This is a genomic window from Rhodoblastus acidophilus, from assembly GCF_009720655.1.
GTDB lineage: Bacteria > Pseudomonadota > Alphaproteobacteria > Rhizobiales > Beijerinckiaceae > Rhodoblastus > Rhodoblastus acidophilus_A.
On record NZ_WNKS01000006.1, the window covers coordinates 178,124 to 201,401 of the forward strand.

25 protein-coding genes are annotated in these 23,278 nt (G+C 63.3%); 10 read left to right on the forward strand and 15 right to left on the reverse strand.

From position 1 onward, the window contains the following. Positions 1 to 186 precede the first annotated feature (186 nt). From GJ654_RS09490 to GJ654_RS09520, 7 genes are all read right to left on the reverse strand, one after another. Entirely contained in the window at positions 187 to 813 is a 627-nt protein-coding gene (locus GJ654_RS09490; RefSeq protein ID WP_196305489.1) for an isochorismatase family protein, read from the reverse strand. A gap of 419 nt (positions 814 to 1,232) precedes the next feature. Further along, complete coding sequence (locus tag GJ654_RS09495; RefSeq protein WP_155445913.1) at positions 1,233 to 1,571, reverse strand: hypothetical protein; 339 nt, start codon at positions 1,569 to 1,571, stop codon at positions 1,233 to 1,235. A 97-nt stretch (positions 1,572 to 1,668) separates the two neighbouring features. Then, complete coding sequence (locus GJ654_RS09500; protein ID WP_155445914.1) at positions 1,669 to 3,888, reverse strand: transglycosylase domain-containing protein; 2,220 nt, start codon at positions 3,886 to 3,888, stop codon at positions 1,669 to 1,671. Positions 3,889 to 3,942: 54 nt separating this feature from the next. Next, positions 3,943 to 4,704: an ethanolamine ammonia-lyase subunit EutC gene (gene eutC, locus GJ654_RS09505; RefSeq protein ID WP_155445915.1), complete on the reverse strand. Its 762-nt coding sequence runs from the start codon at positions 4,702 to 4,704 to the stop codon at positions 3,943 to 3,945. A gap of 7 nt (positions 4,705 to 4,711) precedes the next feature. Continuing rightward, positions 4,712 to 6,082, reverse strand: a complete 1,371-nt coding sequence (locus GJ654_RS09510) for an ethanolamine ammonia-lyase subunit EutB (protein WP_155445916.1) — start codon at positions 6,080 to 6,082, stop codon at positions 4,712 to 4,714. A gap of 9 nt (positions 6,083 to 6,091) precedes the next feature. Beyond that, a complete protein-coding gene (locus GJ654_RS09515) occupies positions 6,092 to 6,472 on the reverse strand; it encodes a type II toxin-antitoxin system VapC family toxin (RefSeq protein WP_155445917.1) in 381 nt (126 codons plus the stop codon). Continuing rightward, positions 6,459 to 6,725, reverse strand: a complete 267-nt coding sequence (locus tag GJ654_RS09520) for an AbrB/MazE/SpoVT family DNA-binding domain-containing protein (protein WP_155445918.1) — start codon at positions 6,723 to 6,725, stop codon at positions 6,459 to 6,461. The genes GJ654_RS09515 and GJ654_RS09520 overlap by 14 nt, the downstream gene beginning before the upstream one ends. A gap of 147 nt (positions 6,726 to 6,872) precedes the next feature. Here GJ654_RS09520 and dnaN point away from each other — a divergent pair, with 147 nt between their 5' ends. The 3 genes from dnaN to GJ654_RS09535 all read left to right on the forward strand — a co-directional run bounded on the left by dnaN (position 6,873) and on the right by GJ654_RS09535 (position 10,176). Beyond that, the gene (gene dnaN / locus GJ654_RS09525; protein WP_155445919.1) at positions 6,873 to 7,988 is read left to right on the forward strand and encodes a DNA polymerase III subunit beta; all 1,116 of its coding nucleotides are present in this window, start codon (positions 6,873 to 6,875) and stop codon (positions 7,986 to 7,988) included. Next, positions 7,985 to 9,559 carry a P-loop ATPase, Sll1717 family gene (locus tag GJ654_RS09530; RefSeq protein WP_155445920.1) on the forward strand — a complete coding sequence of 525 codons (1,575 nt, stop codon included), beginning with the start codon at positions 7,985 to 7,987 and terminating at the stop codon, positions 9,557 to 9,559. Before dnaN ends, GJ654_RS09530 begins: the two co-directional genes overlap by 4 nt. 239 nt (positions 9,560 to 9,798) lie before the next feature. Further along, positions 9,799 to 10,176, forward strand: coding sequence for a response regulator transcription factor (locus GJ654_RS09535; protein WP_155445921.1), 378 nt, complete (start codon positions 9,799 to 9,801; stop codon positions 10,174 to 10,176). A gap of 233 nt (positions 10,177 to 10,409) precedes the next feature. On the opposite strand, the gene GJ654_RS09540 is transcribed toward GJ654_RS09535, so the two are convergent. Continuing rightward, positions 10,410 to 10,880 carry a GNAT family N-acetyltransferase gene (locus tag GJ654_RS09540; RefSeq protein ID WP_155445922.1) on the reverse strand — a complete coding sequence of 157 codons (471 nt, stop codon included), beginning with the start codon at positions 10,878 to 10,880 and terminating at the stop codon, positions 10,410 to 10,412. Positions 10,881 to 10,901: 21 nt separating this feature from the next. On the opposite strand from GJ654_RS09540, the gene GJ654_RS09545 reads away from it, so the two are divergent. Further along, positions 10,902 to 11,894 carry a polysaccharide deacetylase gene (locus tag GJ654_RS09545; RefSeq protein WP_246664673.1) on the forward strand — a complete coding sequence of 331 codons (993 nt, stop codon included), beginning with the start codon at positions 10,902 to 10,904 and terminating at the stop codon, positions 11,892 to 11,894. On the opposite strand, the gene GJ654_RS09550 is transcribed toward GJ654_RS09545, so the two are convergent. Next, positions 11,895 to 12,164, reverse strand: coding sequence for a hypothetical protein (locus tag GJ654_RS09550; protein ID WP_155445924.1), 270 nt, complete (start codon positions 12,162 to 12,164; stop codon positions 11,895 to 11,897). Positions 12,165 to 12,306: 142 nt separating this feature from the next. On the opposite strand from GJ654_RS09550, the gene GJ654_RS09555 reads away from it, so the two are divergent. Genes GJ654_RS09555 through GJ654_RS09565 form a run of 3 tightly spaced genes read left to right on the forward strand, consistent with a single transcriptional unit; the run spans position 12,307 to position 14,310 of the window. Continuing rightward, positions 12,307 to 12,546, forward strand: a complete 240-nt coding sequence (locus GJ654_RS09555; RefSeq protein WP_155445925.1) for an exodeoxyribonuclease VII small subunit — start codon at positions 12,307 to 12,309, stop codon at positions 12,544 to 12,546. Positions 12,547 to 12,550: 4 nt separating this feature from the next. Beyond that, complete coding sequence (locus tag GJ654_RS09560; RefSeq protein ID WP_155445926.1) at positions 12,551 to 13,435, forward strand: pirin family protein; 885 nt, start codon at positions 12,551 to 12,553, stop codon at positions 13,433 to 13,435. Beyond that, positions 13,432 to 14,310 (forward strand): 4-(cytidine 5'-diphospho)-2-C-methyl-D-erythritol kinase, encoded by an 879-nt coding sequence (locus GJ654_RS09565; RefSeq protein ID WP_155445927.1) that lies wholly within the window; start codon positions 13,432 to 13,434, stop codon positions 14,308 to 14,310. The genes GJ654_RS09560 and GJ654_RS09565 overlap by 4 nt, the downstream gene beginning before the upstream one ends. Positions 14,311 to 14,885: 575 nt before the next feature. On the opposite strand, the gene GJ654_RS09570 is transcribed toward GJ654_RS09565, so the two are convergent. From GJ654_RS09570 to GJ654_RS09580, 3 genes are read right to left on the reverse strand one after another with little or no spacing between them, the layout of a single operon-like run. Beyond that, positions 14,886 to 15,173, reverse strand: a complete 288-nt coding sequence (locus GJ654_RS09570; RefSeq protein WP_155445928.1) for a hypothetical protein — start codon at positions 15,171 to 15,173, stop codon at positions 14,886 to 14,888. A gap of 29 nt (positions 15,174 to 15,202) precedes the next feature. Beyond that, a complete protein-coding gene (locus tag GJ654_RS09575; RefSeq protein WP_196305490.1) occupies positions 15,203 to 16,366 on the reverse strand; it encodes a lytic murein transglycosylase in 1,164 nt (387 codons plus the stop codon). 8 nt (positions 16,367 to 16,374) lie between these two features. Continuing rightward, entirely contained in the window at positions 16,375 to 17,286 is a 912-nt protein-coding gene (locus GJ654_RS09580; protein ID WP_155445930.1) for a DMT family transporter, read from the reverse strand. A gap of 129 nt (positions 17,287 to 17,415) precedes the next feature. Between GJ654_RS09580 and GJ654_RS09585 the strand changes: the two genes are divergently transcribed. The 3 genes from GJ654_RS09585 to GJ654_RS09595 all read left to right on the forward strand — a co-directional run bounded on the left by GJ654_RS09585 (position 17,416) and on the right by GJ654_RS09595 (position 20,595). Further along, a complete protein-coding gene (locus GJ654_RS09585) occupies positions 17,416 to 19,026 on the forward strand; it encodes a mucoidy inhibitor MuiA family protein (protein WP_155445931.1) in 1,611 nt (536 codons plus the stop codon). Between the two features lie 188 nt (positions 19,027 to 19,214). Continuing rightward, positions 19,215 to 20,126, forward strand: a complete 912-nt coding sequence (locus GJ654_RS09590; RefSeq protein WP_155445932.1) for a SphA family protein — start codon at positions 19,215 to 19,217, stop codon at positions 20,124 to 20,126. A 73-nt stretch (positions 20,127 to 20,199) separates the two neighbouring features. Beyond that, positions 20,200 to 20,595: a VOC family protein gene (locus tag GJ654_RS09595; RefSeq protein ID WP_155445933.1), complete on the forward strand. Its 396-nt coding sequence runs from the start codon at positions 20,200 to 20,202 to the stop codon at positions 20,593 to 20,595. A 253-nt stretch (positions 20,596 to 20,848) separates the two neighbouring features. Here GJ654_RS09595 and GJ654_RS09600 read toward each other — a convergent pair whose 3' ends face one another. The 3 genes from GJ654_RS09600 to GJ654_RS09610 form a co-directional block, all read right to left on the reverse strand. Continuing rightward, the gene (locus GJ654_RS09600; protein ID WP_155445934.1) at positions 20,849 to 21,766 is read right to left on the reverse strand and encodes a hypothetical protein; all 918 of its coding nucleotides are present in this window, start codon (positions 21,764 to 21,766) and stop codon (positions 20,849 to 20,851) included. 356 nt (positions 21,767 to 22,122) lie between these two features. Next, entirely contained in the window at positions 22,123 to 22,323 is a 201-nt protein-coding gene (locus GJ654_RS09605; protein WP_155445935.1) for a hypothetical protein, read from the reverse strand. A 13-nt stretch (positions 22,324 to 22,336) separates the two neighbouring features. Next, positions 22,337 to 23,278 (reverse strand): aspartate carbamoyltransferase catalytic subunit, encoded by a 942-nt coding sequence (locus GJ654_RS09610; protein ID WP_155445936.1) that lies wholly within the window; start codon positions 23,276 to 23,278, stop codon positions 22,337 to 22,339.

The window sequence follows — 23,278 nt, forward strand, 5'->3', positions numbered from 1 at the left end:
TGTCTCGGGCTTCCCGGCCGAGCCGCGAGGGCAAGTCTGGGACGGCTCGCATTGCCGCACCGCGTGGATGGCCGAAACGAAGCCCGGCCATGACGACATGGAGTTGCATGTTAAACGGGACATGCGCGTCATCGTTGAACCCGCGCTTTTGCCGGCAGCCTCGCCAGTTCGCAGGGAACCGGCGCCTCAGCACACGTCGTAAGCGTAGCTGTCCGGCAATCGGCGGCGCGGCTTTTTCGGCGCGAGGGCGTCTATAACATCCGAGGTCGCGACCACCTTCGCGCAGGTTTTGGCCATAGCGGACAAGCCGGCGGAATGGTCGGCCTCGTCGATGTCGGCCACGGCGTCGGCGACGAGGAATGCTTTGATGTCCCGCGAAAATGCGTCGACGGCGGAGTAATGGCAGCCGATGGACGTGTAAACGCCAACGATCAGGAGCGCGTCGCGGCCCAGGCGGCGCAGCAGCGGTTCGAAATCATTGCCGTAGAAGGCGCTGTAGCTGCGCTTCACCAGGGGACGCGCGTGATGCGCGTCAAGGCCGAGCGCCGGTTCGAAGCCTGCGGCCGCAGGCCCCGGGCCCCATATGTCCGCCATCAGCCCGCGCTCGTCGAGGCGGCGCGCCTTCGGCACATGCGACGCAAAGATCGGAATGCCCCGGCGGGCGCTGGCGTCGCAGATGTCGCGCGCGTTCGCCACGATCCGGGCGCGGCTGTCCTGCGGGAGCGCGTTCAAAAAGTGCGGCTGCATGTCATGCACGAGCAGCGCGCATCGCTCCGGCTCAATCGTCCAATCCACCTTGTTCGAGAATTTCACGGCTTGCCTCCTTGAAGGCCGCCGCATCGTCACGCGAATTGAGATTGAACCATACGCCTGCCGATACGGCGGCCATGGTCATGAGTGATGACGTGGCCGCTCCCTAAAAGGAGCGCCAATAGCCTGCGGTAAGTGCAATGCGGGCGTGTGTCATGAAGGCATTTGCGCCATATTGGTTCCGCGATGTCAATGTCGTCGATGTCGCAGGGCTCAACCCCGCTTGCGGAACACGCGGACATTGGGGTGGGCGCGGTCCCTGGCGCATGTCGGGCGCCCCGGCGGGTCGAGCGGCCCGGGATCGCCCTCGCAGAGGAACAGCCATTCAAAAAACGGATGTCGCCGGCCTTCGCCAGCGCCGGCGCAACCCTCAGCGCCGCGCCGAACGCGCCGTCCCGCGCGCCGATCCGCGATCTGCGCGGCTATTCGGGTTTGCGGCACACCTGCACATAGGGGTGGCGGAAATCCCAGTCGTCAAAGACCACACGCTGGCGGAAGACGCAATTCGTCTTGCCCGCGTGGGGGGCGTAGACTTTCATCGGGCGGCCCGCGTCCCAGCGGGTGCGGTCCATATAGGCGTTGGGATCGTACTTGTACTGACCGGACGTCCAGAACGTGCCCGGATCGATCGGACCGGGATCGACGTCGTAATAGGCCACGCCGTTGGCGGTCCTGATCTGCGCGCGCGCCTCCGAGGCGAGGGTCGCGGCGCCAATCAGCGCGACGCACACGGTGGAAAGGCGCACAAAATTTCCGAACATCTAAACCTCTTTCGCCGGAGAGCAGGCGGGCCGGCTCCGGCGCCCCGCCAGAGTAGCGCGATCGATGCGCCCTGCCCATAAAATTCCCTGCGCCGCCTTAATCGTCGCTGAACAGCTTTTCGAAGAAATTCCGGTCGTCGCGCGCCTGGCGGGCGGTGCGGCCGGTCGGAATGTCGGCAGGTGGCGTCGGCTCCTCGTCGCGGTCGAAACCCGGAATCCGTTCCGGCGGGCGCGGCGGCGGGGCCGAACCGCGTCCGGCGCTGGAGAAGACCACGGGCGCCGAAGGGTTGCTGGTGTCGAGATGCTGAACCGGCGCCTGCGGCTGCGCCGGCTCGCGCGGCGCCTCCGGCTGCGGCCAGAGAGAGGCCGGCAGGCCGCCAAGACTCTCGTTGCGCCAGCCGCCGGTCGGCAGGCCCGCAACGACTTGGCCCTTCAAAGCCTCGCGCATGTAGCGGCTCCAGATGTCCACCGGCAGATTGGCGCCGGAGGCCTTTTTCGTCGGCGAATTGTCGTCGTTGCCGAGCCAGACGCCGGTCACCAGCTGGCTGGTGTAGCCGACGAACCAGGCGTCGCGGTAATCCTGGCTTGTGCCGGTCTTGCCCGCCGCCTCCCAGCCCGGCAGGTCGGCTTTTCGCGCGGTGCCGATGATCAGGGTCTGTTGCAGCATGCTGTTCATCATGGCGACATAGGTGGGGTCGATCACCCGGCCGTTGCTGGAGCCTTTGCGGGCGTACAAAAGCTTGCCGTCGGCGGTGCGCACTTTGGTGATGATGTGGCTCTGCACGCCAATGCCGCCATTGGCCAAGGGGACGTAGGCCGTGACCAGCTCCAGCGGCGACACCACGGAGGTGCCAAGCGCGATCGAGGCGTTGGGATCCAGCTTTGAAGAAATGCCGAGCCGGTGCGCCGTCTGGACCACCGCGCGCGGGCCGACATCGAGGCCGAGCCGCACCGCCACGGTGTTGAGCGACAGCGCCAGCGCCGTGGTGAGATTGACCTCGCCCATATATTTGTGGGTGGAGTTTTCCGGCTGCCAGCCCTTCACATTGATGGGCGCGTCCTCGCGGGTCGAATCGGGCGTCAAACCTTTTTCCAGCGCGGTGAGGTAAACAAACGGCTTGAACGCGGAGCCGGGCTGGCGGCGCGCGGAGACGGCGCGGTTGAATTGGCTTTCCTCGTAATTGCGCCCGCCGATCAGGGCGCGGATCGCGCCGGTCGGGTCCACCGACACCAGCGCGCCCTGGGTCACGCCGAATTTTCCGCCGCTCTGCGCCAGAACGGCGTTCAGCGCCCGCTCGCCCGCCGCCTGCATCATCGGATTGACGGTGGTGGTGACGACAATGTCCTCGTCGATGGCGCCGATGGTCTCGTCGAGCGTGTCCATCACATAGTCGGCGGCGTAGTTGAGCGTGCTGGCGTCCTTACCCTTGACCGCGCGGGCGGGCCGGGCGAGGGCCAGTTGCGCCATGGCCTCGGTGATATGGCCTTCCTGCGCCATGGCCGCGATCACCATGTTCGCCCGCTCGACGGCGGCGGATTCGTAATGGTTCGGCGCGAGTCTTGTGGGCGCCTTCATCAGGCCGGCGAGCATGGCGGCCTCGGCCAGCGTCGCGTCGCGCGAGGGGTGACCGAAATATTTGAGCGAGGCGGCGTCCACCCCATATGCGCCGCTGCCGAAATAGACGCGGTTGAGATAGAGTTCGAGAATCTGGTCCTTGGAATATTTGTGCTCCAGCCACAGCGCCAGAATCGCTTCCTGGATTTTGCGCGAGAACGTGCGCTCCTGGGTCAGGAAAAGGTTCTTGGCGAGCTGCTGCGTGAGCGTCGAGCCGCCCTGCATGCCGCCCTTGCCGGTGACGTTGCGGGCGAGCGCGCGGGCGATGCCGACGGGATCGACGCCGTAATGGCTGTAAAACCGGCGGTCCTCGATGGCGATGAAGGCTTTGGGCAGATAGGGCGGCAAGTCCTGCAAGCGCACCGCCGCGCCGCCGGTGTCGCCGCGATTGGCGAGCAGGCTGCCGTCCATGCCGAGAATGGCGATGTTGGGCGGGCGCTTGGGGACGGCGAGATGGTCGATCTGCGGCAGTTGCGAGCCGTAATAGACGAACAGGCCGCCGGCGCCGATCACGCCCCAGACGCCGAGCACGAAGGTCCAGTAAAACAGGCCGCCGAACAGCGAGCGGCGCTTTTTCTTTTTTTCGGCTTTGGGCGCGGCTTTCCTCGCCTTGGGCGCGGGCGCGCGCGCGTCGGGTTCGACGGGCGGCGCGGAGGCGTCAAAGGTCGGCTCGATCCGTTCGCCGCGTTTCTTCCGCGCCATGTCTTTCAGGTCCGAATTGGTGAAACCGGCCTTTTCGAGCTTAAGTTGGGCGAATTAAGGGCCGGTTAAGGATGGGGCGGCGTCATCCTTGAGCTGGACGCCGCTCAGCCCCCGTCTCAGCGATTCCCTCAGGAGCCACAGGGTTTTGCGCGCGGCTTCGGTGCAAGACAAACCGTCCGGGCGGATGTTTGAAATGCAGTTGCGCTCGGCGTCGGTGCGCCCGATTCTGGGCGCGTGGGTGAGATAAAGCCCCATGGAATCGGGCGAGGACAGGCCGGGGCGCTCGCCGATCAGGACGATCACGATTTTGGCGCGTAAAATTTCGCCGATCTCGTCGCCCAGCGCGACGCGGCCTTGCAGCGCGAGGGTCGTGGGGCCGAGGGTCAGCCCCGAGTCTTTCGCCAGCGGCAGGAAGGCGGTGAGAAATTTTTCCGCGTTGGTCTCGATGGCGAACGAGGACAAGCCGTCCGCCACCACAAGCGCGACATCGCAGGGTGAGGCCTCCAGGGCGACGAGTTTTTCGCGCGAGGGCGCGTCCAGGCGGCGGCCGAGGTCGGGGCGTTGCAGATAAGTTCCCCGGTCGGGAGCGGCGCTGTGCGCGCGCACAATTTTCAGGCCGAGGCCGCGCAAGTCTTCGAAAACCTTGTCGGCGTCGAGCGGGCGATGCACGGCGTCGCGCGCCTGGGCGTGGTCGAACTGGAAGTTCAAATGCGCCGAGGTCGGCAGGCTGGTGCCGGCGCGGCCCAAAGCGATGCGCGCCGCCGTGAGTTTTCGGAACTCGGTCCAGGGGTTTGTGGTGACTTCGCTTTTTTTCATGCGCGCCTCACGCCAGTTGCGGTAGGCGAAGGGGGTTCGCCGCGTTGAGTTTTATTTGCGCAACGCTTTCGAATATGCCCGCCCGCTCCAGCCAGTCGGCGAACTCGGGCGCCGGCGCGAGGTTGAGAACACGGCGCGCGTAGAGCGCGTCATGAAAACTGGTCGTCTGGTAGTTGAGCATGATGTCGTCGGCGCCGGGCACGCCCATGATGAAATTGACTCCGGCCGCGCCCAAAAGGGTCAGCAGCATATCCATGTCATCCTGGTCGGCCTCAGCGTGGTTGGTGTAGCAAATGTCGCAGCCCATTGGGACGCCCAAGAGCTTGCCGCAAAAATGGTCTTCCAGGCCGGCGCGGATGATTTGCTTGCCGTTATACAGATATTCGGGGCCGATGAAGCCGACCACCGTGTTGACCAGCAGCGGGTTGAAGGCGCGGGCCACCGCATAGGCGCGGGCCTCGAGGGTTTGCTGGTCGACGCCGTGGTGGGCCTCGGCCGACAGCGCCGACCCCTGCCCCGTCTCAAAATACATGACGTTGTCGCCTCCGCGCTTGAGCGACAGGCCGGCGTCGTGGCCTTCTCGCAGCAGCGCGAGATCGACGCCAAAACTTTTGTTGGCCGCCTCCGTGCCGGCGATGGACTGAAAAACGAGGTCCACCGGCGCGCCTCGGGCGATGGCCTCGATGGTCGTGGTGACGTGGGCGAGCACGCAGGATTGGGTGGGGATGTTTTGGCGCAAAATGATCTCGTCGAGCATGTGCAGCAGTGTGATCACCGCCGGCACCGAATCGCTGGCCGGATTGATGCCGATCACCGCATCGCCCGCGCCATACATGAGGCCGTCGAGCACGCTCGCGGCGATGCCGGCGGGGTCGTCGGTGGGGTGATTGGGTTGCAGCCGCGTCGACAGCCGGCCGGCGAGACCCAGCGTGTTGCGGAATTTTGTCACCACCCGGCATTTGCGCGCGACCAGGATCAGGTCTTGCACGCGCATGATTTTTGAGACCGCCGCCGCCATTTCCGGCGTCAGGCCGGGCGCGAGGGTTTTGAGCGCGGCCTCGTCAGCGGCGTCGGAGAGCAGCCAGTTGCGAAAATCGCCGACGGTGAGATGGGAGACCTTCGAAAAATTTTCGGCGTCGTGGCTGTCCACGATGAGACGGGTCACCTCGTCGTCTTCGTAGGGGATGACCTGTTCGCTGAGAAAAGTTTTGAGCGGCAGGTCGGCGAGCGCCATTTGCGCGGCGACACGCTCGCTTTCGTCGGACGCCGCCACGCCCGCCAGAAAATCGCCGGAACGGGCCGGCGTCGCCTTCGCCAAAAGCGTTTTGAGGTCGGAAAAGCGATAGGTCAGGCCTCGGATCGTGTGCTGAAAAACCATCGCTGCTCCTCAGGGCTCGCGGACCGCGGCCGGCGCCGCTTTCGCGAAAGCTTTTTTGTCGAAGGTGATGAAGGCGTCGCAGCCGCCCGCCGCGGCCAGATGCAGGGCGTCGGCGAAATCCAGCCCGCCTTCGGCCAGGGTGAGCGCTGCTTCCGCCCGCGCGGGGTCTTCAAAATGCACAGTTGCAAGACCGGCGAAGGCGCGCAGGGCGGCGAGGACATCGCGCTTTTCGAAACCATAGGCGCCGCGCAAGACCCACTCGGTTTCGAGAAGGACGGTGGTGGCGACGAAAACCTCGGCTTCGCCAAAAAATTTTTTAGCCCTGGCGGCCTGGTCGGGGTCGTCGTTGGTGAGCAGCCGGACGATGATGTTGGTGTCAATCGCCAGCATGTTTTCGCGCTTCCGCGAGAATCGCAGCGTCCATCTCCTCGACCGCGCGGGCGCGCCCGTCGGTCTTGAGACAGGCGAAAACGTCGGACATCTGCGTGGTTTCGAACAGCGGCGCGCGCTTGAGCAGCACGCCGTCGCCCACTTCCTCCACCACCAGCCGCGTTCCGGCCGGCCAGTTTCGATGCTCGCGCACGGCCTTGGGCAGAATCACCTGCCCCTTGGTGGACACGGTCGTGGTCAGGCGCTCGCTCATGCGGCCCTCCAGAGTAAGACAGGGGTAAGATAGGCGTGATCCACAACAATCGCAATGGATTTGCCGTGGATTGCGCGCCAAAACCCTTGCCTTGTGCGCCGCAGAGGGGCAGTCTTGCCGCCCTTTTATTGGTTTCGGTTCGCGAAAATGAAAGTCACGCTTGAGAGATCGGCTTTGCTCAAATCGCTGGGGCACGTGCATCGCGTGGTCGAGCGGCGCAACACCATTCCGATCCTGTCCAACGTCCTGCTCAGCGCCAGCGGCGACGGTTTGCAGCTCAAGGCGACCGACCTCGACCTGGAAGTGACCGAAATCACCCCCGCCGACATCGGCCAGAAGGGCGCGACCACCCTGCCCGCCCACACGCTCTACGAAATCGTGCGCAAATTGCCCGATGGCGCGCAGGTGTCGCTGGAGGCCGGCGACAATGGCCAGTTGCAATTGCGCTCCGGGCGCTCGCGCTTCAACCTGCAAAGCCTGCCCGAAGGCGATTTTCCCGATCTCGCCACCGGCGACCTGACCCACGCGTTCAAGATCGCCGCGCCCGAGTTGAAGCGGCTGATCGACAAGACGCAATTCGCCATTTCCAACGAGGAAACCCGCTACTACCTCAACGGCGTGTTCATGCATGTCGCCGAAGTGGACGGTCAGGCGTTTTTGCGCGCGGTCGCCACCGACGGACACCGGCTGGCGCGGCTTGAGACGCCCGCGCCTTCGGGCGCCGTGGGCATGCCCGGCATCATCATCCCGCGCAAAGCGGTCGCGGAAGTGCAAAAGCTGATCGAGGACCCGGAGGCGGAGATCGGGGTTGAGCTGTCCTCGACCAAGATTCGGTTCACCATCGGTCCCGTGGTGCTGACGACAAAATTGATCGACGGCTCCTTCCCCGACTACGCGCGGGTCATTCCGACCCAGAACGACAAGTTCTTGACCGTCGAACGAAAAGATTTCGCGGAAGCCGTGGACCGCGTGTCCACCATTTCGTCCGAGCGCGGACGCGCCGTGAAACTGGCGGTGTCAGAGGGAAAACTGGTCCTTTCCGTCACCAATCCGGATTCCGGCTCGGCGGTAGAAGAGCTGGAAGTCGATTACGATGGGGGAGCCCTCGAAATCGGCTTCAACGCCCGCTACCTCCTCGACATCGCCGGGCAACTCGACAGCGACACCGCCCTGTTCAAGATGAACGATTCGGGGTCGCCGACCATCATCATGGACCGCGACGGCGCGAGCGCGCTTTACGTCCTGATGCCGATGCGGGTGTGATCCGCGAAGTTGCACAGCACTTAGAGATAGAATTGAATAAATTTCATGGAGCAACCATGATCGCTAACTGGATTGAGTTCGGACAGGTATCCGCAGAACGCGACGATAACCTTTCCGAGTATTTTTTTGAGAACGGCGTCCTCCAGTTAGTAATCGGAAACCGCCATCAATTCCTTGTTCTTGGACGCAAAGGCGCAGGAAAAACCGCTGTTTTCAAGCACCTATCAGAAAACCCGAAGAAGTTTCTCGGCCCTAACGACATAGCAACTAGTCTGTCCCTTCAAAACTATAGCTGGGATGTACACAGTTTATTATCCACCGACGGAAAAGCACCTTCATTAGCTTATATTCACTCATGGAAATACGTAATATATCTGTTTGCTCTCAAAGAATTGATTAGCAAGAATATCAACTCTCCTAAAATCAAAATTGCTAAACAAATTATTGAAAAAGTCTACACATCTCCATTCCCCAAACTCGGCGACGTGCTTGGGCAAAAATTGCTACAATTGAGCAAACTGAAACTGCCCAGTGGTACACTTGATTTTGATGGCTTTGAAATTGACAAAGTTGGCATGTCCGGTGGTGAAATTACATTTAGCGACGTCAAGAAAAACAACTCTCTCCAAATCTCCTTAAACAGGTCGCTTGAACGCCTGTCCGATATATTCGAGGATGCCCTGTTAGACACCCTTGGTCAAGAGAGGCGTGTCTTTGTAACCTTTGATAGGATCGACGAAGCTTGGGATTCTGCTTCGTTTGAATCTAGTCAACGGATTATTGCAGGACTTATCGGAGCTGCTGAAGCTATTAGCGGAAAATTTAGAGGCGTTTTGCGCCCTGTAATTTTCTTGCGCGAGGACATATTCGACACATTGTCTCTGAATGATAAAAACAAACTGAAGTCCGACTGCGGACAGCTTCTTGCATGGACCAAAGACGGTCTTTCTCGCATGATTTTGGAGCGGGTGAACTTTTTCGCGCGCAAATCAAATAATAGTGAGTTCGCAGACATAGATGGACTTTTTGATCGCAACCAGATGCGCCAAGCGAGAGCACCCTTCGATTACATCATGCTTCGAACGATGCTTCGACCACGGGACTTCATCAGACTTCTACAGCTTGTAAAAGAGGATATGCAAAACCGTCAAAACAACCCCTTCGACAAAGACGTTGTAAATAATGAAAAACTGGAATGCCGCTCAATTTATAACGCTGAAGCCAAATACTCTGATTGGTTGATACAAGAAATTCGCGACGAGTGGCAAGTTCAATTTCCGCGAATCAATACTCTTTTTTCTGCAATACAAAATCACGGGGCAACAACCCTAACGGCAGAAGATTTGTGTAATTCGCTAAGACAGCTAGAAAGAATCGCCTCAACACGAGACATCAATGCTGACCTTCGATTCCTTTTTGATAACTCAATCATAGGCTTTAGAGTCGGGAAATCGCAGCAGTGGAAGTTTAAGTGCTTCTTCACAGCCCAGGGATTTGTCGAATCTGCTATTTATAAGGTGCACGATGGGCTTCACAGCGGTCTGAATTTAACCGAACGAAGAAAATCATAGCCAACCATTAACAGCGCTCGTCATGCCCGCTCACAATCTTGTGAGACTAACTATGACGCATGGGCATTTTTTGCATGCAAACGACTGAAGCTGGGGGCTTTCTAACGGCCGCGACGTGCCGCCTCGCCTCGCGGGTTGTGTGAATGCAATCAGGAAGTTAATGGTCTGTTAACCTCTTTGATCCCATCATTTTTAGTCAAATTGTTCCTATCGGCTCGGCGCCGCCTCGGGGGATCGCCATGCAAGCCATCTGTGTCATCGACGACGACGTCCTTATCCGCATCGGCCTTGAAATGGCGCTGAAAAAGGAGGGGTTCGCGGTGCGCGCCTTCTCCTCGGGGTGCGAATTCCTGGAAGAAGGCGATCTTTCCGAAGTCGGCTGCATCGTCACCGACATCGAAATGCCCGGCGGCGTCACCGGCCTCGATCTCCTCGCCGAAACGCGGAAAACCGCGCCCGACTGCCCCGTCGTGGTGATGACGGGCAAGGGCGAAGGCGCGTTCCGATCCGCGGCGCTGGCGCTCGGCGCCCGCGCCTATATCGAAAAGCCGGCTTCGCCGCGAAAAATCATCGACGCCATCGCCGGCGCGATGCGACCGGCGGTCCTGGCGGCGTAAACTCGCGGTCGCCGGGGCGCCCCCTCGCCGAAGGCGGCGTGGGTGTTTGGCGAAACGCTTTCGGTTGTCTTTCCACGCGCCAGTTCAACCCACGGACGTCATGCCCGGCCTTGTGCCGGGCATCCACGCCGGGCCGCGATGGAAAATGCCGCCGAAATCGCGTTGTGGCGCCGCGTGGATGGCCGGCACAAGGCCGGCCATGACGACACGGAGTTGCATCGCCCGCGTGAGATTCACGTATGTGCAGGACGAAGACTTCCCCGTGACGGTCGTGCCGCAAGCTCGGAGAGGGAGAGGAAAGTGCGGGTGGCGCCGGGGGGAAAATTGTCGATTCGTCCGCTGATCTCAAAACCCCGGCGCTGGTAGAAGGCGCAGGCGGCTTCGCTGAACGTGTCGAGATAAATCCCGACGCAGTTGGTTTCGCATGCGAAATTTTTCGCACGCTCCAGCAGCGCGCAGCCGAGGCCCCCGCCCCGGGCCTGCGGCGCCACATAAAACTGCGCGACATAGAGCCAGCGCCAGTGGATCACGCCATTGACGCCGCCAACCACAAGTCCCTTGGAGTCTCGGGCGAGCAGCGCGAACGTTTGCTCGTCGCGCGGGCCGAATTCGGCGGCGACTTCGGCGCCGAGCGCTTGCCCCAGCGTCTGCGCCTCACTGGACTCGCGGGGCGCAAGCTCGATAGAAAAGATCGAATCATCCATGGTTTGACGATGAAACGATTTTTGACGGCCCTGGCAATAGCGGCGTTTTGGTGCGGCGACGCCCGCGCGGAAGTGGACTGCGCCGCGCCGGTGGAGATCAGCGCGCCGCTGGGCGAGGTGAAACCGCTGGAGCGCGTTGCCGACTATCAGACGAAAATTCTCAAGAGCTGCGCGCGCGAAAAAGAAAAAGAAAAAGAGAAAACCGCCGCGCTGGCGATTCGGGACATGGTGGTGGATGGCGAAGAGCTGTTGTTGATGGTCGATCCCGACAGCTTGCAGACCCGGCTTGAGCGCGCGGCCTGCTGGACCTGCCGCGAGGCCGGACCGGAGGCGAAGGAGTCGCGCTATCTCAAGGCAGTCGAAGAATTAGGCGCCAGCACAGGGAAAAAACGTCCTCCCGGATCGAATTGGCTGGAGAACGCCGGCCTCACGCATGGCCGGGAGAAACAGGGCGTGTTCGTCACCGGCGACCTCTGCCCGTCGAAAAAGCCGCTCGACCGAAGCTTTCTCCTCAAGCTGGAGGCGCAAAAAGCGCCGGTGGCGCTATCGGTCACCGGCGCGTGGATCAAGCATCATCACGAAGATTTTACCTGGCTGCGGCGCGAGAAGGCGGAGGGTCGCCTGACAATTCTCTGGGTGAATCACTCATTCACCCACCCGTATCAGCGCGGTTTGCCCTATGGCGAAACCTTCCTGCTGACGCCCGGGCTCGACCCGGAGGACGAGATCGCCAATGTCGAACGCCTGCTGATCGCCAATGGCGAGACGCCCAGCGTGTTCTTTCGCTATCCGGGGCTGATCTCCGACGCGGCCTGGGCGTCGCGGCTGCGCGCGGCCCACTTGATCCCCCTCGGCGCCGATGCCTGGCTGGCCCTCGGCGAGAGACCGGGTCCGGGAGGGGTTATCCTCGTCCACCCCAACGGCAACGAGCCGGCCGGGCTGGCTGTGTTCGATCGGCTCAACCAATTGGGAGCTCTGCCAAAACCTTTTCGTCCGCTCATGGAGGCTCCCTGATCAGCCGCACGCCAAGCGCTGATGCGCATTGGCCCGGGAACGAGGCTCGAAGCAATGGTCGGGCGGATCGCGACCGAACACGGTGTTGCGCACGTCGCTTGCGGTGGGTTGCGGCGTCCGATCGATCAGGAAGGCGGGAACGACATGCACGGCCTCCGGCTTCGACGCGGCGGCCCGCGCCGGCGGCGCCGGCTGATACGCAAGTGTCGCCAGCCCGCCCAGGACGCCGGTGACCAGGAATAAACGAGTGAATAACGCTGACTGCCGCATGTCCGCCCCCGAAATGATGCTTCGGCGATCCAAGTCGTAGCGCGTCCCTTCTCTCGATTCGAATCACAAGCTCGTGTACTGCGACGACATCTCTGGAGGTGGTAAAGGTTCACCAACACCCCCACGTGCAATTGGAGCGCGCATGCAAGCGAAAGATTCACCCCTGACATTCGAGGCCGCCATGCGCGAACTCGAAGAGATCGTCACCGCCCTGGAAAAGGGCAATGTCGATCTCGACAAGAGCATCGCGCTCTACGAGCGCGGCGAGCAGTTGAAGAAACATTGCGACGCCTTGCTGAAGAACGCCGAAGCGCGGATCGAGAAGATCGTGCAGGGCGCCGACGGCGCGGCCAAGGGGGTCGAAAAACTGGACGTGGAGTGACGGCATGAACGCATCGGTCGAAGCCCAGATCATTCCGCCGCTGCGCGACATCGGCGGCTTCGGCGTGCGCCGCGCCCTGCCCGCGCCGAATCGGCGCTCGATCGGGCCGTTCGTGTTCTTCGACGAAATGGGGCCGGCGGATTTTGTCCCCGGGCAAGGCATGGATGTGCGGCCGCACCCCCATATCGGGCTGGCCACCCTCACCTATCTGCTCGACGGCGCGCTGTTCCATCGGGATTCCTTGAAAAACGACCAGGAGATTACGCCCGGGGCCGTCAATTTGATGGTGGCGGGGCGGGGCGTCGTCCATTCCGAGCGTTCGCCGCAAGATTTTCGCGCCGCGGGCGGGCGGATGGCCGGATTGCAGTTCTGGCTGGCGCTGCCCCAGGCGGAGGCCGAACGGGCGCCGAGTTTCGACCATTTTGACACCGGGCAAATTCCCCTGATCTCCGGCGAGGGGTTTCGGGGCCGGGTTGCGATCGGCCGTTGGGATGGCGCCACGGCGCCGGTCCATAATCACTTTGGCCCCTGCGCTCTCGCCGACATCGCGCTCGACGCCGGGGCGGTCTATGAAATCGGCGCCGATTATGAGGAGCGCGCCCTTTATCTGATTTCCGGCGTCCTCGAGATCGACGGAAAAGGTTTTGCCGAAAAGAGCCTGATCGTGCTGAAGCCCGGCGAAAAAGCTGTCGTGCGCGCGAAAACCGATTCGCGCGTCGCGCTGGTCGCCGGCGATCCGATGGACGGGCCGCGCTACCTCTGGTGGAATTTTGTGTCCGCCCGCCGCGAGCGCATCGTTCAAGCGCGGGAGGACTGGATTGCGGGACGTTTTTTGGGCATTGAGGGAGACGCGGAATTCATTCCGGCTCCCGAACTGAAAGCGCTATGACCAAAAATCTTAGGAACGCCCGAGCGCCCGCGAAAATCAATCTCACCTTGCACATCGAAGGACGGCGCGTCGACGGTTATCACGAGCTGACCAGCCTCGTCGCTTTCGCCGGCGCCGGCGACTTGCTGACCTTTGCGCCCGACGCGCAATTCTCGCTTGAAGTGTCGGGACCGACCGCGATCGAAGCCGGCGACGGCGGCGACAATCTGGTCGCGCGAGTCGAACGCGCGCTGCGCGCGGAAAAGCCGGATGTCTGTAGCGGCGCCTTCCACCTGACCAAGCGCCTGCCGGTGGCGGCCGGCATCGGCGGCGGCTCTTCCGACGCCGCGGCGGCGCTGCGGCTGCTCGCCGCCGCCAACGGCATCGCCCTCAACGACCCCGCGCTCTACGAGGCGGCGCGGCGCACCGGCGCCGACGTGCCAGTCTGCCTCGATCCCCGCGCCAAGTTTATGCGCGGCGTCGGAGAAAAGCTTGGGCCGACGCTGAAGCTGCCCACCCTGCCCGCCGTGCTGGTCAATCCGCGCGTGCCCGTGGAAACCAAGGCGGTGTTCCAAAAACTCGGGCTGAAACCCGGTCAGAGCAATGGCTATGGCCCGCATCCCGCTGTGACCGACGGCATGGATTTCGAAAATTTTGTGCGCGCGCTGAAAAAGGGGCGCAACGACATGGAGGATGCGGCCTGCGTGATCGCGCCGATCGTCGGACACGTGCTTTCGACCCTTTCGAGCGCGCGCGGCTGCCGCCTGGCGCGGATGTCGGGCTCCGGCGCCACCTGTTTCGCTCTGTTCGAGACCTGCCGGCAGGCGGGCGCGGCGGCGAAGGCGATTTCCGCCGCGCATCCGGAATGGTGGGTGAAGCCGACCGTGCTGCGGTAGGCAGAACCGTCTTGCCCGGGCTTGTCCCGGGCATCCAGGCCGAGCCGCGAGAGACAATCCTGCAACGGCTCGCATTTCGGCGCCGCGTGGATGGCCGGGACGACGCCCGGCCATGACGGCATAAAGGTGCGGCGGCTTCGCGAGACTCCCGCATTTGCAGAACCGGGAGCCTCATACGGTTTCCGCAAGATCGCTTCGCGATCCGCGAAAACGAAATCGCGCGGAAATCCTCCAAGCGAAGGGCGGATTTCCGCGCGAACGGAATACGCCGTTGGCGTCTTCGTTGCGCGAGCGCAGGTTGCGGATGAAGGCGTTCACGGGGTCGAACTGGCGCCGCGCGACCATGTCCCAGCAGCCCACATTGCACGCTTCCGCTCGCCGGCGGTCCGACTCCGGGCAAAAAAAAGGCCGCTGCGAACAGCGGCCCAAGTCTAGGGAGGAAACGCCCAAGGAGGGCATGCAGCACAGGCGAGGCCCGCGCTACAGGTGTGAATTTATGTTGCGACGCACAAAATGTCAACCCGCATTGCTGCGGTGCATCATTTGCCGAATCGCAAAGTTCAACCTGCGCGCGATTATTGCACCGTATGGTCCTTGTTGAAGCCGCGATTGAGCATGATCGCCTGGGGCGCGCCGGAGGAATCGCGCCATTTGGCGCGGCAGATCTGCGGGCCGCACCAGATTTCCGGGAAATGATAGAGCGGCTCGCCCCTCCCCGTGCGCGCGCCATAGGACACATCGGGCTTCCAGCCCTTGGCCAGCAGCGCCGCGCGCGCCTGTTCGTAGGGCGTGCCCGAAGCCACCTGGGCGAGCGCGGGGGACGCCAGCAAGAAGGCCAGAGCCGCGAAAAACACTTTGTGCATTCATCTCTCCATGGGATGGACCGCGCGCGCTATGGATTGGCGCGCAAAAGCTCGAAAACGGCGCGCGACGGAAAACCATCGGCCTCGGCGACGCCGGACCCGCGCTGAAAAGCGTGGATGGCGAACCGCGTGATCGGACCGAATCGCCCGTCGATCTTGCCATCATAAAGGCCCCTGGCGACGAGGCCGCGCTGGATCGCCTCGCGCTCGGCCTGCGTCAGCGGTTGCGTTTCCACGGGCCAGGGCTGGCGCAGGACCGTTCGGCCGGCGAGGCGCTCGGCGAGCACCGCGGCGGCGAAGGCATAAGAGTCCGAGAAATTATAGGCCTTCAGCACGAAGAAATTCTCGCTGAGCAGGAAGGCGGGACCGCTCGCGCCGGCGGGATAGAACAGCATGGCCACGCCCTGGCGCGGCAGCGCGCCGCCGTCGAGGGTCTTGAAGCCGGCCGCCCGCCAGGCGGAAAAATCCTGCTTCAGCGTCGCATAGTCGAAATTCTCGGGCGTGCGCGTCTCGATCAGCGGCGCGAGGCCTTGGACCCAGCCGCTCTCGCGCAAAAAATTGCCGATCGACAGCAGCGCATCCGGCGCAGTCCAAATGTCCGGCATGCCTCCCGACGCGCTTTTCGCATATTTCAGATAGGCCGAGGGCATGAATTGCGGATCGCCCATCGCGCCCGCCCAGGAGCCCTTGAGTTTTTCGCGGGGCAGGCCTTTTTGCAGCAGAACGAGACCGGCGACGAATTCCTGGGCGTAAACCGGATTGTCCCGGTGCAGGAAGGCGAGCGTGGCGAGCGTCCGAAAAATGTCGCGGTCGCCGCGCGCGCGGCCGAAATCGCTCTCCATGCCCCAGAGGGCCACGATCATTTCGACGGAAACATCGGTCGCTCGCGCCGCGGCGGCCACAGCGGGGCCGTTCTTGGCCTGACTGTCGCGACCGGCCTTGACGCGGCCCGGGGAGGCGGCGTCCTCGACATAGGTTTTCAAGGGACGGGTGAACTCGCCCTGCCCCGCGCGCTTGCCGGTGAGCGACGGGTCCTGGCTCAATCCGCCCGCGACCGAATCGAACAATGCGTCGGCAACGCCCGCTTCGCTGGCGGGGCCGCGCAGGGTGGCGACGAAGGCGGAAAAATCGTCGGCGAAGGCCGGGCGCGCCGCCAACGCGGCGAGAAAAGTCAGAAATCCGCGTCGGTCCATGTTCAATCTCAGTTGCGGCCGCCCCATTCGGCCAAGGCTATCCCGGACAAGCCCAAAACCATGGCGCCGGCGTGATAGAGGTGAAACGGCTCAGCGAGGAAACCTATCGCAAACACCGCGCCGAACAAAGGCGTCAGATTGGTGAAGATTCCGGCCCGCCCCGGCCCGATCAGCTCCACCGCGCGCATGAAGAAAATCTGCGAGATCAGCGAGGGAAACAAAGCGACGAACAGGACGAAGGCCCATCCTTTCGCCGTCGGCCAGAAGAAGCCGCCGGAGGCGATTTCCCAGGCGAGAAACGGCAGCGATTCGGCGAAGGCGGCGATCGCCATCCCGGAAAAGAAAACCAATGGCGCGAGCGGCGGACGGTCCCTGAGCGCGAGCGTGTAAAGCGCATAGAGCAGGCAGGCGACGAGCATCATGGCGTCGCCGGCGTTCAGCGAAATCTGGCCGAGCGCGAACAGGTCGCCGCGCGTCGCGATCAGCCCGGCGCCGCTGAACGACAGGAGCATGCCGGCGATTTGCAGCGGGCGCGCCGGCAGCCCCTTGAACAGCGCGCCCATCGCCAGCACCGCCGCGGGAATCACCCCTTGCAACAGCACGATGTTGACCGCGCTGGTGCGCGCGCCCGCCAGATAAAACAGCACGTTGAAGCCGGTGTAGCCGCAGAGCGCCATCAGCGCGAGATAGGTTTTTCGCGCGCGCAAGGTTGGCGCGGCTTTGCGCACGTCGCGCCAGACAAAGGGCAGCAACACGCCGCACACCGCCAGCCAGCGCAGCGTCACCAGGGTCAGTGGCGGAATCTCGCCGACCGCGGCGCGGCTCACCACGCCATTGGCGCCCCACATGGCGGCGGTCAGCACAAGCAGGGTCACCGCGCTTCCGTTGAGCGCGGCGCGGGCGCGAATCCATGCGGTCATCGCGCCAATCTGGCGCAAGCCGCCCAAAAGTCCAGATTTTGCCCGGCAAGCCGCTTCTTGCGTCGAAAAAAACACGCAATCGGGCTGTCTCATCCCCGCCAAGTTTTTGATGACCCCGGATGCCTTTTCATGCGCTGTTTCCTCTCCCTCGCCGCCCTGTGCCTCGCCTGTCCCGCGCTCGCGGCGGAAATCGAGGCGCCCTCGCGGATCGATTCCGTCATTCTCTATCCCGACGCCGCGCAGGCGACCCGCAGCGCTGAAGTCCTTTTGCCGGCGGGGGCGAGCCGCGTGGTGCTGCGCGACCTGCCCGCGGCGCTCGACGCCTCGACGCTGCAAATTTCTGGAGAGGGCGACAGCGCCCTGACGCTGGGCGCGGTGGACGTGCGCCGCACGCCGGCGACGAAACCCGACGGCGGTTTCGAAACAAAGTTGAAAGCGCTTCAGGACGAACGCGAGGCCGCGCAGGTCAAGACGGACGCGCTCGCCGCCAAACTGGCGATGATCCAGGATTTTTCGCGAAAAGGCCCGCAGCCCGCCGAGGAGCAGGCGGTCACCGCGCAGGAATGGAGCGCGGCCTTCGATCTCGTCGGCAATGCGCTGACCAAGACCGGCGAAGAGCTGCGGCAGGCGCGCGCCGTCGTCGCGGAAATCGAAACCCGGATCAAGGCGCTGGAGGCGACACGGCCCGCGCCCACCCCGCGCGGGGCCATGCAGGATGTCGCCATCGATGTCGAGGCGCCCTCGGCCGGAAAATACCGTCTCGGCCTGACCTATCGCCTCCACGGGGCGCGCTGGACGCCGGCCTATGAGGCGCGGCTGACCACGGACAAGAAAAGCGCAAAACTCGAATTGTTGCGCCGCGCCTCGATCAGCCAGCGCACCGGCGAGGACTGGAGCGAGGTAAGCCTGACGCTCGCCGCCTTCCCCGCCGCCTCCCGCGCGGGCGCGCCGGAGCCGCAGCCGCAGCGCATCGATTTTATCGAACCCATGCCGATGGGCGCGGCGATGCGGGCCGCGCCGGCGCCGGCCGCGCCGGCCATGGAGGAAAATGACGGCGCGCGATTGAAAAAAGTCGCGCGGCCGCAGATGGCGCAGGTCGAGTCCAACGGCATCCAGGCCTTTTTCCGCGCGCCGGGAAAAGTGAGCCTCGCCGCCGACGGGACAACAAAACTGGTCGCGCTGTCGGCGCAAACGCCGGCTGTTGAATTGAGCTGGAAGACCGCGCCGGCGCTCGACCCGCGCGCTTTCCTCTCGGCGCATTTCGTCAATGGCGAGGAGGCGCCGCTGCTGCCCGGCCCCGTGACCCTCTATCGCGACGGCGCCATGATCGGGCAAGGCGCGCTGAAAATGATCGCGACGCAGGAGGGCGCCGACCTCGGTTTTGGGCCGGACGAACGCGTGAGCGTCACCCGCGCGCCGATCAAGCGCAAGGAAAACGAACCGAGCTGGTACGGCCAGACCAAGACGGAGACGCGCGAGTTCAAGACGGTGATTCGAAACCTCCACGATTTCCCCGTCGACCTGCTTGTGGTCGACCAGGCCCCCTATTCGGAAAACAGCGCCATCACCGTCGAACTGTTGGCGTCGCAGACCACGCCGGGCGCGGAAAAGGACCCGGAGGGCAAGCGCGGCCTGCTCAACTGGCGCTTTTCGCTCGCGCCGAACGAAAGCAGGGAGCTGCGCCTCGCCTATCGCATGAAATGGCCGGCGGACCGGGACGTGTTCGTTCCCGGAGGCTGATCGCGGCCAACCCGGACGCGCCCTCGGCGCCTTGTCGTGGCGTCACGCTGCCGCGCGCCGCCGTGTGACTTAATGGCAACTTAGACTTGTTTTCTCTGGCAAAAATCACTCTTCATCTGTGCCGTTGCATTGCTGAGTGTTAATCGTTGTTGAATTCGTCACATCCGCGCCAGCCTTGGGAGTTCATCATGCGCCTCTTGCGATCCCTTCTGTTGAGCGCAACGGTGCTCTGCGCCGCACACCCCGCCGGCGCCGTGGAATATACTTTCGGATTGTACAGCCTTGGCAGCGGCGCGGTCGGCGCGGGGCAACTGCCGCCCGCCGGACTGTATTTCACCACCGCCGTGAACGCGGTTCACCTGGACAAGTCGATCTCGGTCCCGTTCGGAACCACGCTCTCGGCGCAGGCGAATATCGCGCCCGTTTTCGTCGGCAACATCATGGGGGTCCTGCCGGAAGAAATCCTCGGGGGACATCTGGCGCTGTCGCTGACCTCCGGCTTCGGCGAATCGACGGTCACCGCGGGACTTGGGCCCATCCAGAGATCGACGCAGGGCTGGGGCGCGGCGGACACGATTCTCGGCGCGGCGCTCGGCTGGCAGGTCACCAAGGAATTCTCGCACAAGCTCAGCTTCTCCCAGTGGCTTCCCACCGGCCGCTACGAACCGGGCTTCTACGCGATCATCGGCCTCAACCGGCCGGGCAGCAATATTTCCTGGGGCGCGACCTATATCGAGCCGACCAACGGGATCGAAGTCTCGGGGACGGCGGGCTTCACCATCGAGGGCTATAACGCCCAGACCGCCTATCGCTCCGGCGACGCGCTCCACTTCGAGGAAAGCATCTCAAAACATTTCGAAAACGGTTTTCGCGCCGGCGTGTATTCCTACCAATACCAGCAGGTCACGCCCGACACCGGCGCGGGCGCGCGCCTCGGCGCTTTCGAGACGAGCGCGGTCGCGATCGGACCGACCTTCGGCTACATGACCCTCATCAACGGTCATCTCGTCTCGTTCACCCTTCAGGGCGCGCACGAAATCGCCGTCAGGAATCGCCTCCCCCAGACATCCGGGATCTTGTCGGCCACCTACAAGTTCTGACGGCCGCCGATTCCTGAGGGCGGCGGAACCCGCTATAATCTCGCGTCGCGCTTCGCGACGCGAGGAGTTTTGGATGGCCAAGGCGATACACGCCATGATCCGCGTTCTCGAGGAACAGCGGTCGGTGGATTTTTATGACAAGGCGTTCGGCCTGAAACCGTCGTATCGGCTCGATTTCCCCAGCTTCACCCTGATCTACCTGCGCAACGCCGAGAACGATTTCGAGCTGGAGCTGACGGTCAACAAGGACCGCGCGGAGCCCTATACCCACGGCGACGGTTATGGCCACATCGCCGTCGTCGTGGACGATCTCGCCGCCGAGCACGCCCGGTTCAAGGCCGCCGGCCTCAACCCGCTCGACATCAAGGAATTCGCGCCGGATGGAAACCTGATCGCGCGGTTCTTCTTTGTTCAGGACCCCGACGGCTACAAGATCGAGGTGTTGCAGCGCCACGGCCATTACTTATGAGTCATACGGTTTCCGCAGAATCGCTTCGCGATCCGCGAAAACGAAATCGCGCGGAAATCCTCCAGGCGAAGAGCGGATTTCCGCGCGAGCGGAATAGGATTTCCGAACTGGTCGTTCGGAAATCGTATCATACGGTTTCCGCAGAATCGCTTCGCGATCCGCGAAAACGAAATCGCGCGGAAATCCTCCAGGCGAAGGGCGGTTTTCCGCGCGAGCGGAATAGGATTTCCGAACTGGTCGTTCGGAAATCCTATCAAACCCCCGCCCTGGCGAACAAGGTTTTGAGGGATGGCGGCGGCTCGCCGGCCATCTCCTGCTTGAGGAAGCCGAGCAGCGCGCGCTCGGCGGAGGTCAGGGCGCGGGACAGTCTTGAGGCCAGCCAGCGCGTCTCCTCGGGATAGACGCGTTCGGCGACGGCCCGTTCGGCGCTTTCGGCGGCGTCCCGCTCGCGCAGGCGTTCGCCCGCGCGTTCGCCCACATCCTTGAGGTCATTGAGCGTGGGCAGGCTCAGGCGCGAAAACATGCCGCTCAGGAATTGCCCCATGCTCGGCGCCGGGCTGTTTTCGAAATCTTCCAGTTGCTTCCGGTCCGCGCGCGAAAGAACGCCCCGATGGGCGACGCCCATCAGGTGATTGCCGACCGCCTGGGCGAACAGACGGTCGAAGGCGGGATCGACACAGCCCGGCGCGCCGGCATGGGCGATGCGGAACAAAACTTCGGCCTTGGTCCGGGTGACGTGGAGGGACGCCGCCTCTTCCGTCGCATAGACGGCCTGGCGCAGGGCTTCGACATCTCTCGCGTCGATGACGCCGGCCGGATGGTCGCGGCGCCCCAGGATGATCGCCTCCTCGATCTCGGCCAGCGCGAATCGCGGCAGCGACTCCGGGAGGCTGAGCGCGCGCTCCAGCGTCCGCGTCAGCAGGCGGATTTCGACATCGTAGGGCAGCGGATGCGCATGGATCGCGCCGATCAGCCAGGCCGCGTCCTTCGCGCAGACATAGCGCGGCGGATCGGCCTGCTCGACGATCAGTTCGACGGCGACATCGGCGAGCAGATCGGCGTGTTCGGGGCCGGCGCCGTGAACGGCGAGCACGCGGGCGAAATCCTCGCGGGTGACCGCGCCCTTGCCGAAAATGTCGCGGCGCAACGCGCCGATTTCAGTGGAAAGCATTGTATGGGTCATAGCGACAAATCCCGATGAGAAATTCGTCGGAGTGTCCGGCCCGCGCCTTGCCGCGAAGTAAAAGGACGAGATCACATAGAATAAATGGCTAATTTTCAGCTAACGCCGACGCTATTGGCGAAGGAATCGCCCGCAAGGTCTGACGTTACGGCATAGATCTTTCATGCGGCCTGCAAATGTCTCAGCCCCCTGCCGCGATTACAGAACAGCGCAACAGGACGAGCACGCCCCGATCAGGCCGAACGAGGCGACTGGCGGGGTCTTTGCGCGGACTTCATTCGATCCGGCGGCGCGAACGGCCGCCTGCCGTCGCCGCGCTTCAGACGCTGATGAAACGTCGAGACTTATCCTCTGACCATGAACACGATGGCGGCGACAACGGCCGGAAGGCCGACGGGCGCGAGGAAGAAGGGAAGCATCCACACGTCGCCCTCCGGGCCGTTGCACGCCCGGCTGGAGGACGCAAACGGCGAGCAGGTCGCCTGCGCGAAGATGAGCGTGAGCACGAACAGCGCAGCGGCGGCGTAAACGACGAGGCGCTTCAAGACTTCCTTTTGCTCACCCGTTCGGCAGGTTGCGCGCTAGCGCCTCCAGGACGGCCATGCGCACGGCCACGCCCATCTCCACCTGTTCGCGAATCAGACTCTGGTCGCCGTCGGCGACGCTGGAATCGATTTCCACACCCCGGTTCATTGGGCCCGGGTGCATGACCAGCGCGTCGGGCCGGGCATAGGCGAGTTTTTCGGCGTCCAGACCGAAGAATCGAAAGTATTCGCGCGTGGAGGGGATGAAGGCGCCGGACATGCGCTCGCGCTGCAGGCGCAGCATCATGACGATGTCGGCGTCCTTCAGGCCTTCGCGCATGGTCGTATAAACCTCGACGCCCAGGTTGGCGATGCCGGTCGGCATCAGGGTGGACGGGCCGACGACGCGCACGCGCGCGCCGAGCGCCGACAGCAAAATGATGTTGGAGCGGGCGACGCGCGAATGCAGCACGTCGCCGCAGATCGCCACGTTCAGATTTTCGATGCGGCCCTTGTTGCGGCGGATGGTGAGGGCGTCGAGCAGGGCCTGGGTCGGATGCTCGTGCGCGCCGTCGCCGGCGTTGACCACGGCGCAATCGACCTTTCGCGCCAGAAGATGCGCGGCGCCGGCCTGGGCGTGGCGGACGACGATGATGTCGGGACGCATGGCGTTGAGGGTCATGGCGGTGTCGATGAGGGTTTCGCCCTTTTTCACCGAGGAGGTCGCCACCGACATGTTCATCACGTCGGCGCCCAGCCGCTTGCCCGCCAGTTCGAACGAGCTTTGCGTGCGCGTCGAGTTTTCGAAGAACAGGTTGATGAGCGTGCGGCCCGAAAGGGTCGACTTGTGCTTCTTCACTTGTCGCGAGACAGCCACCGCCTCCTCCGCCAGATCGAGCAGGTGGAGGATTTCGAGCCGGTTGAGGCCCTCGATCCCGAGAAGGTGACGTTGCGAAAAGGTGTAGGCCGGGCTCAT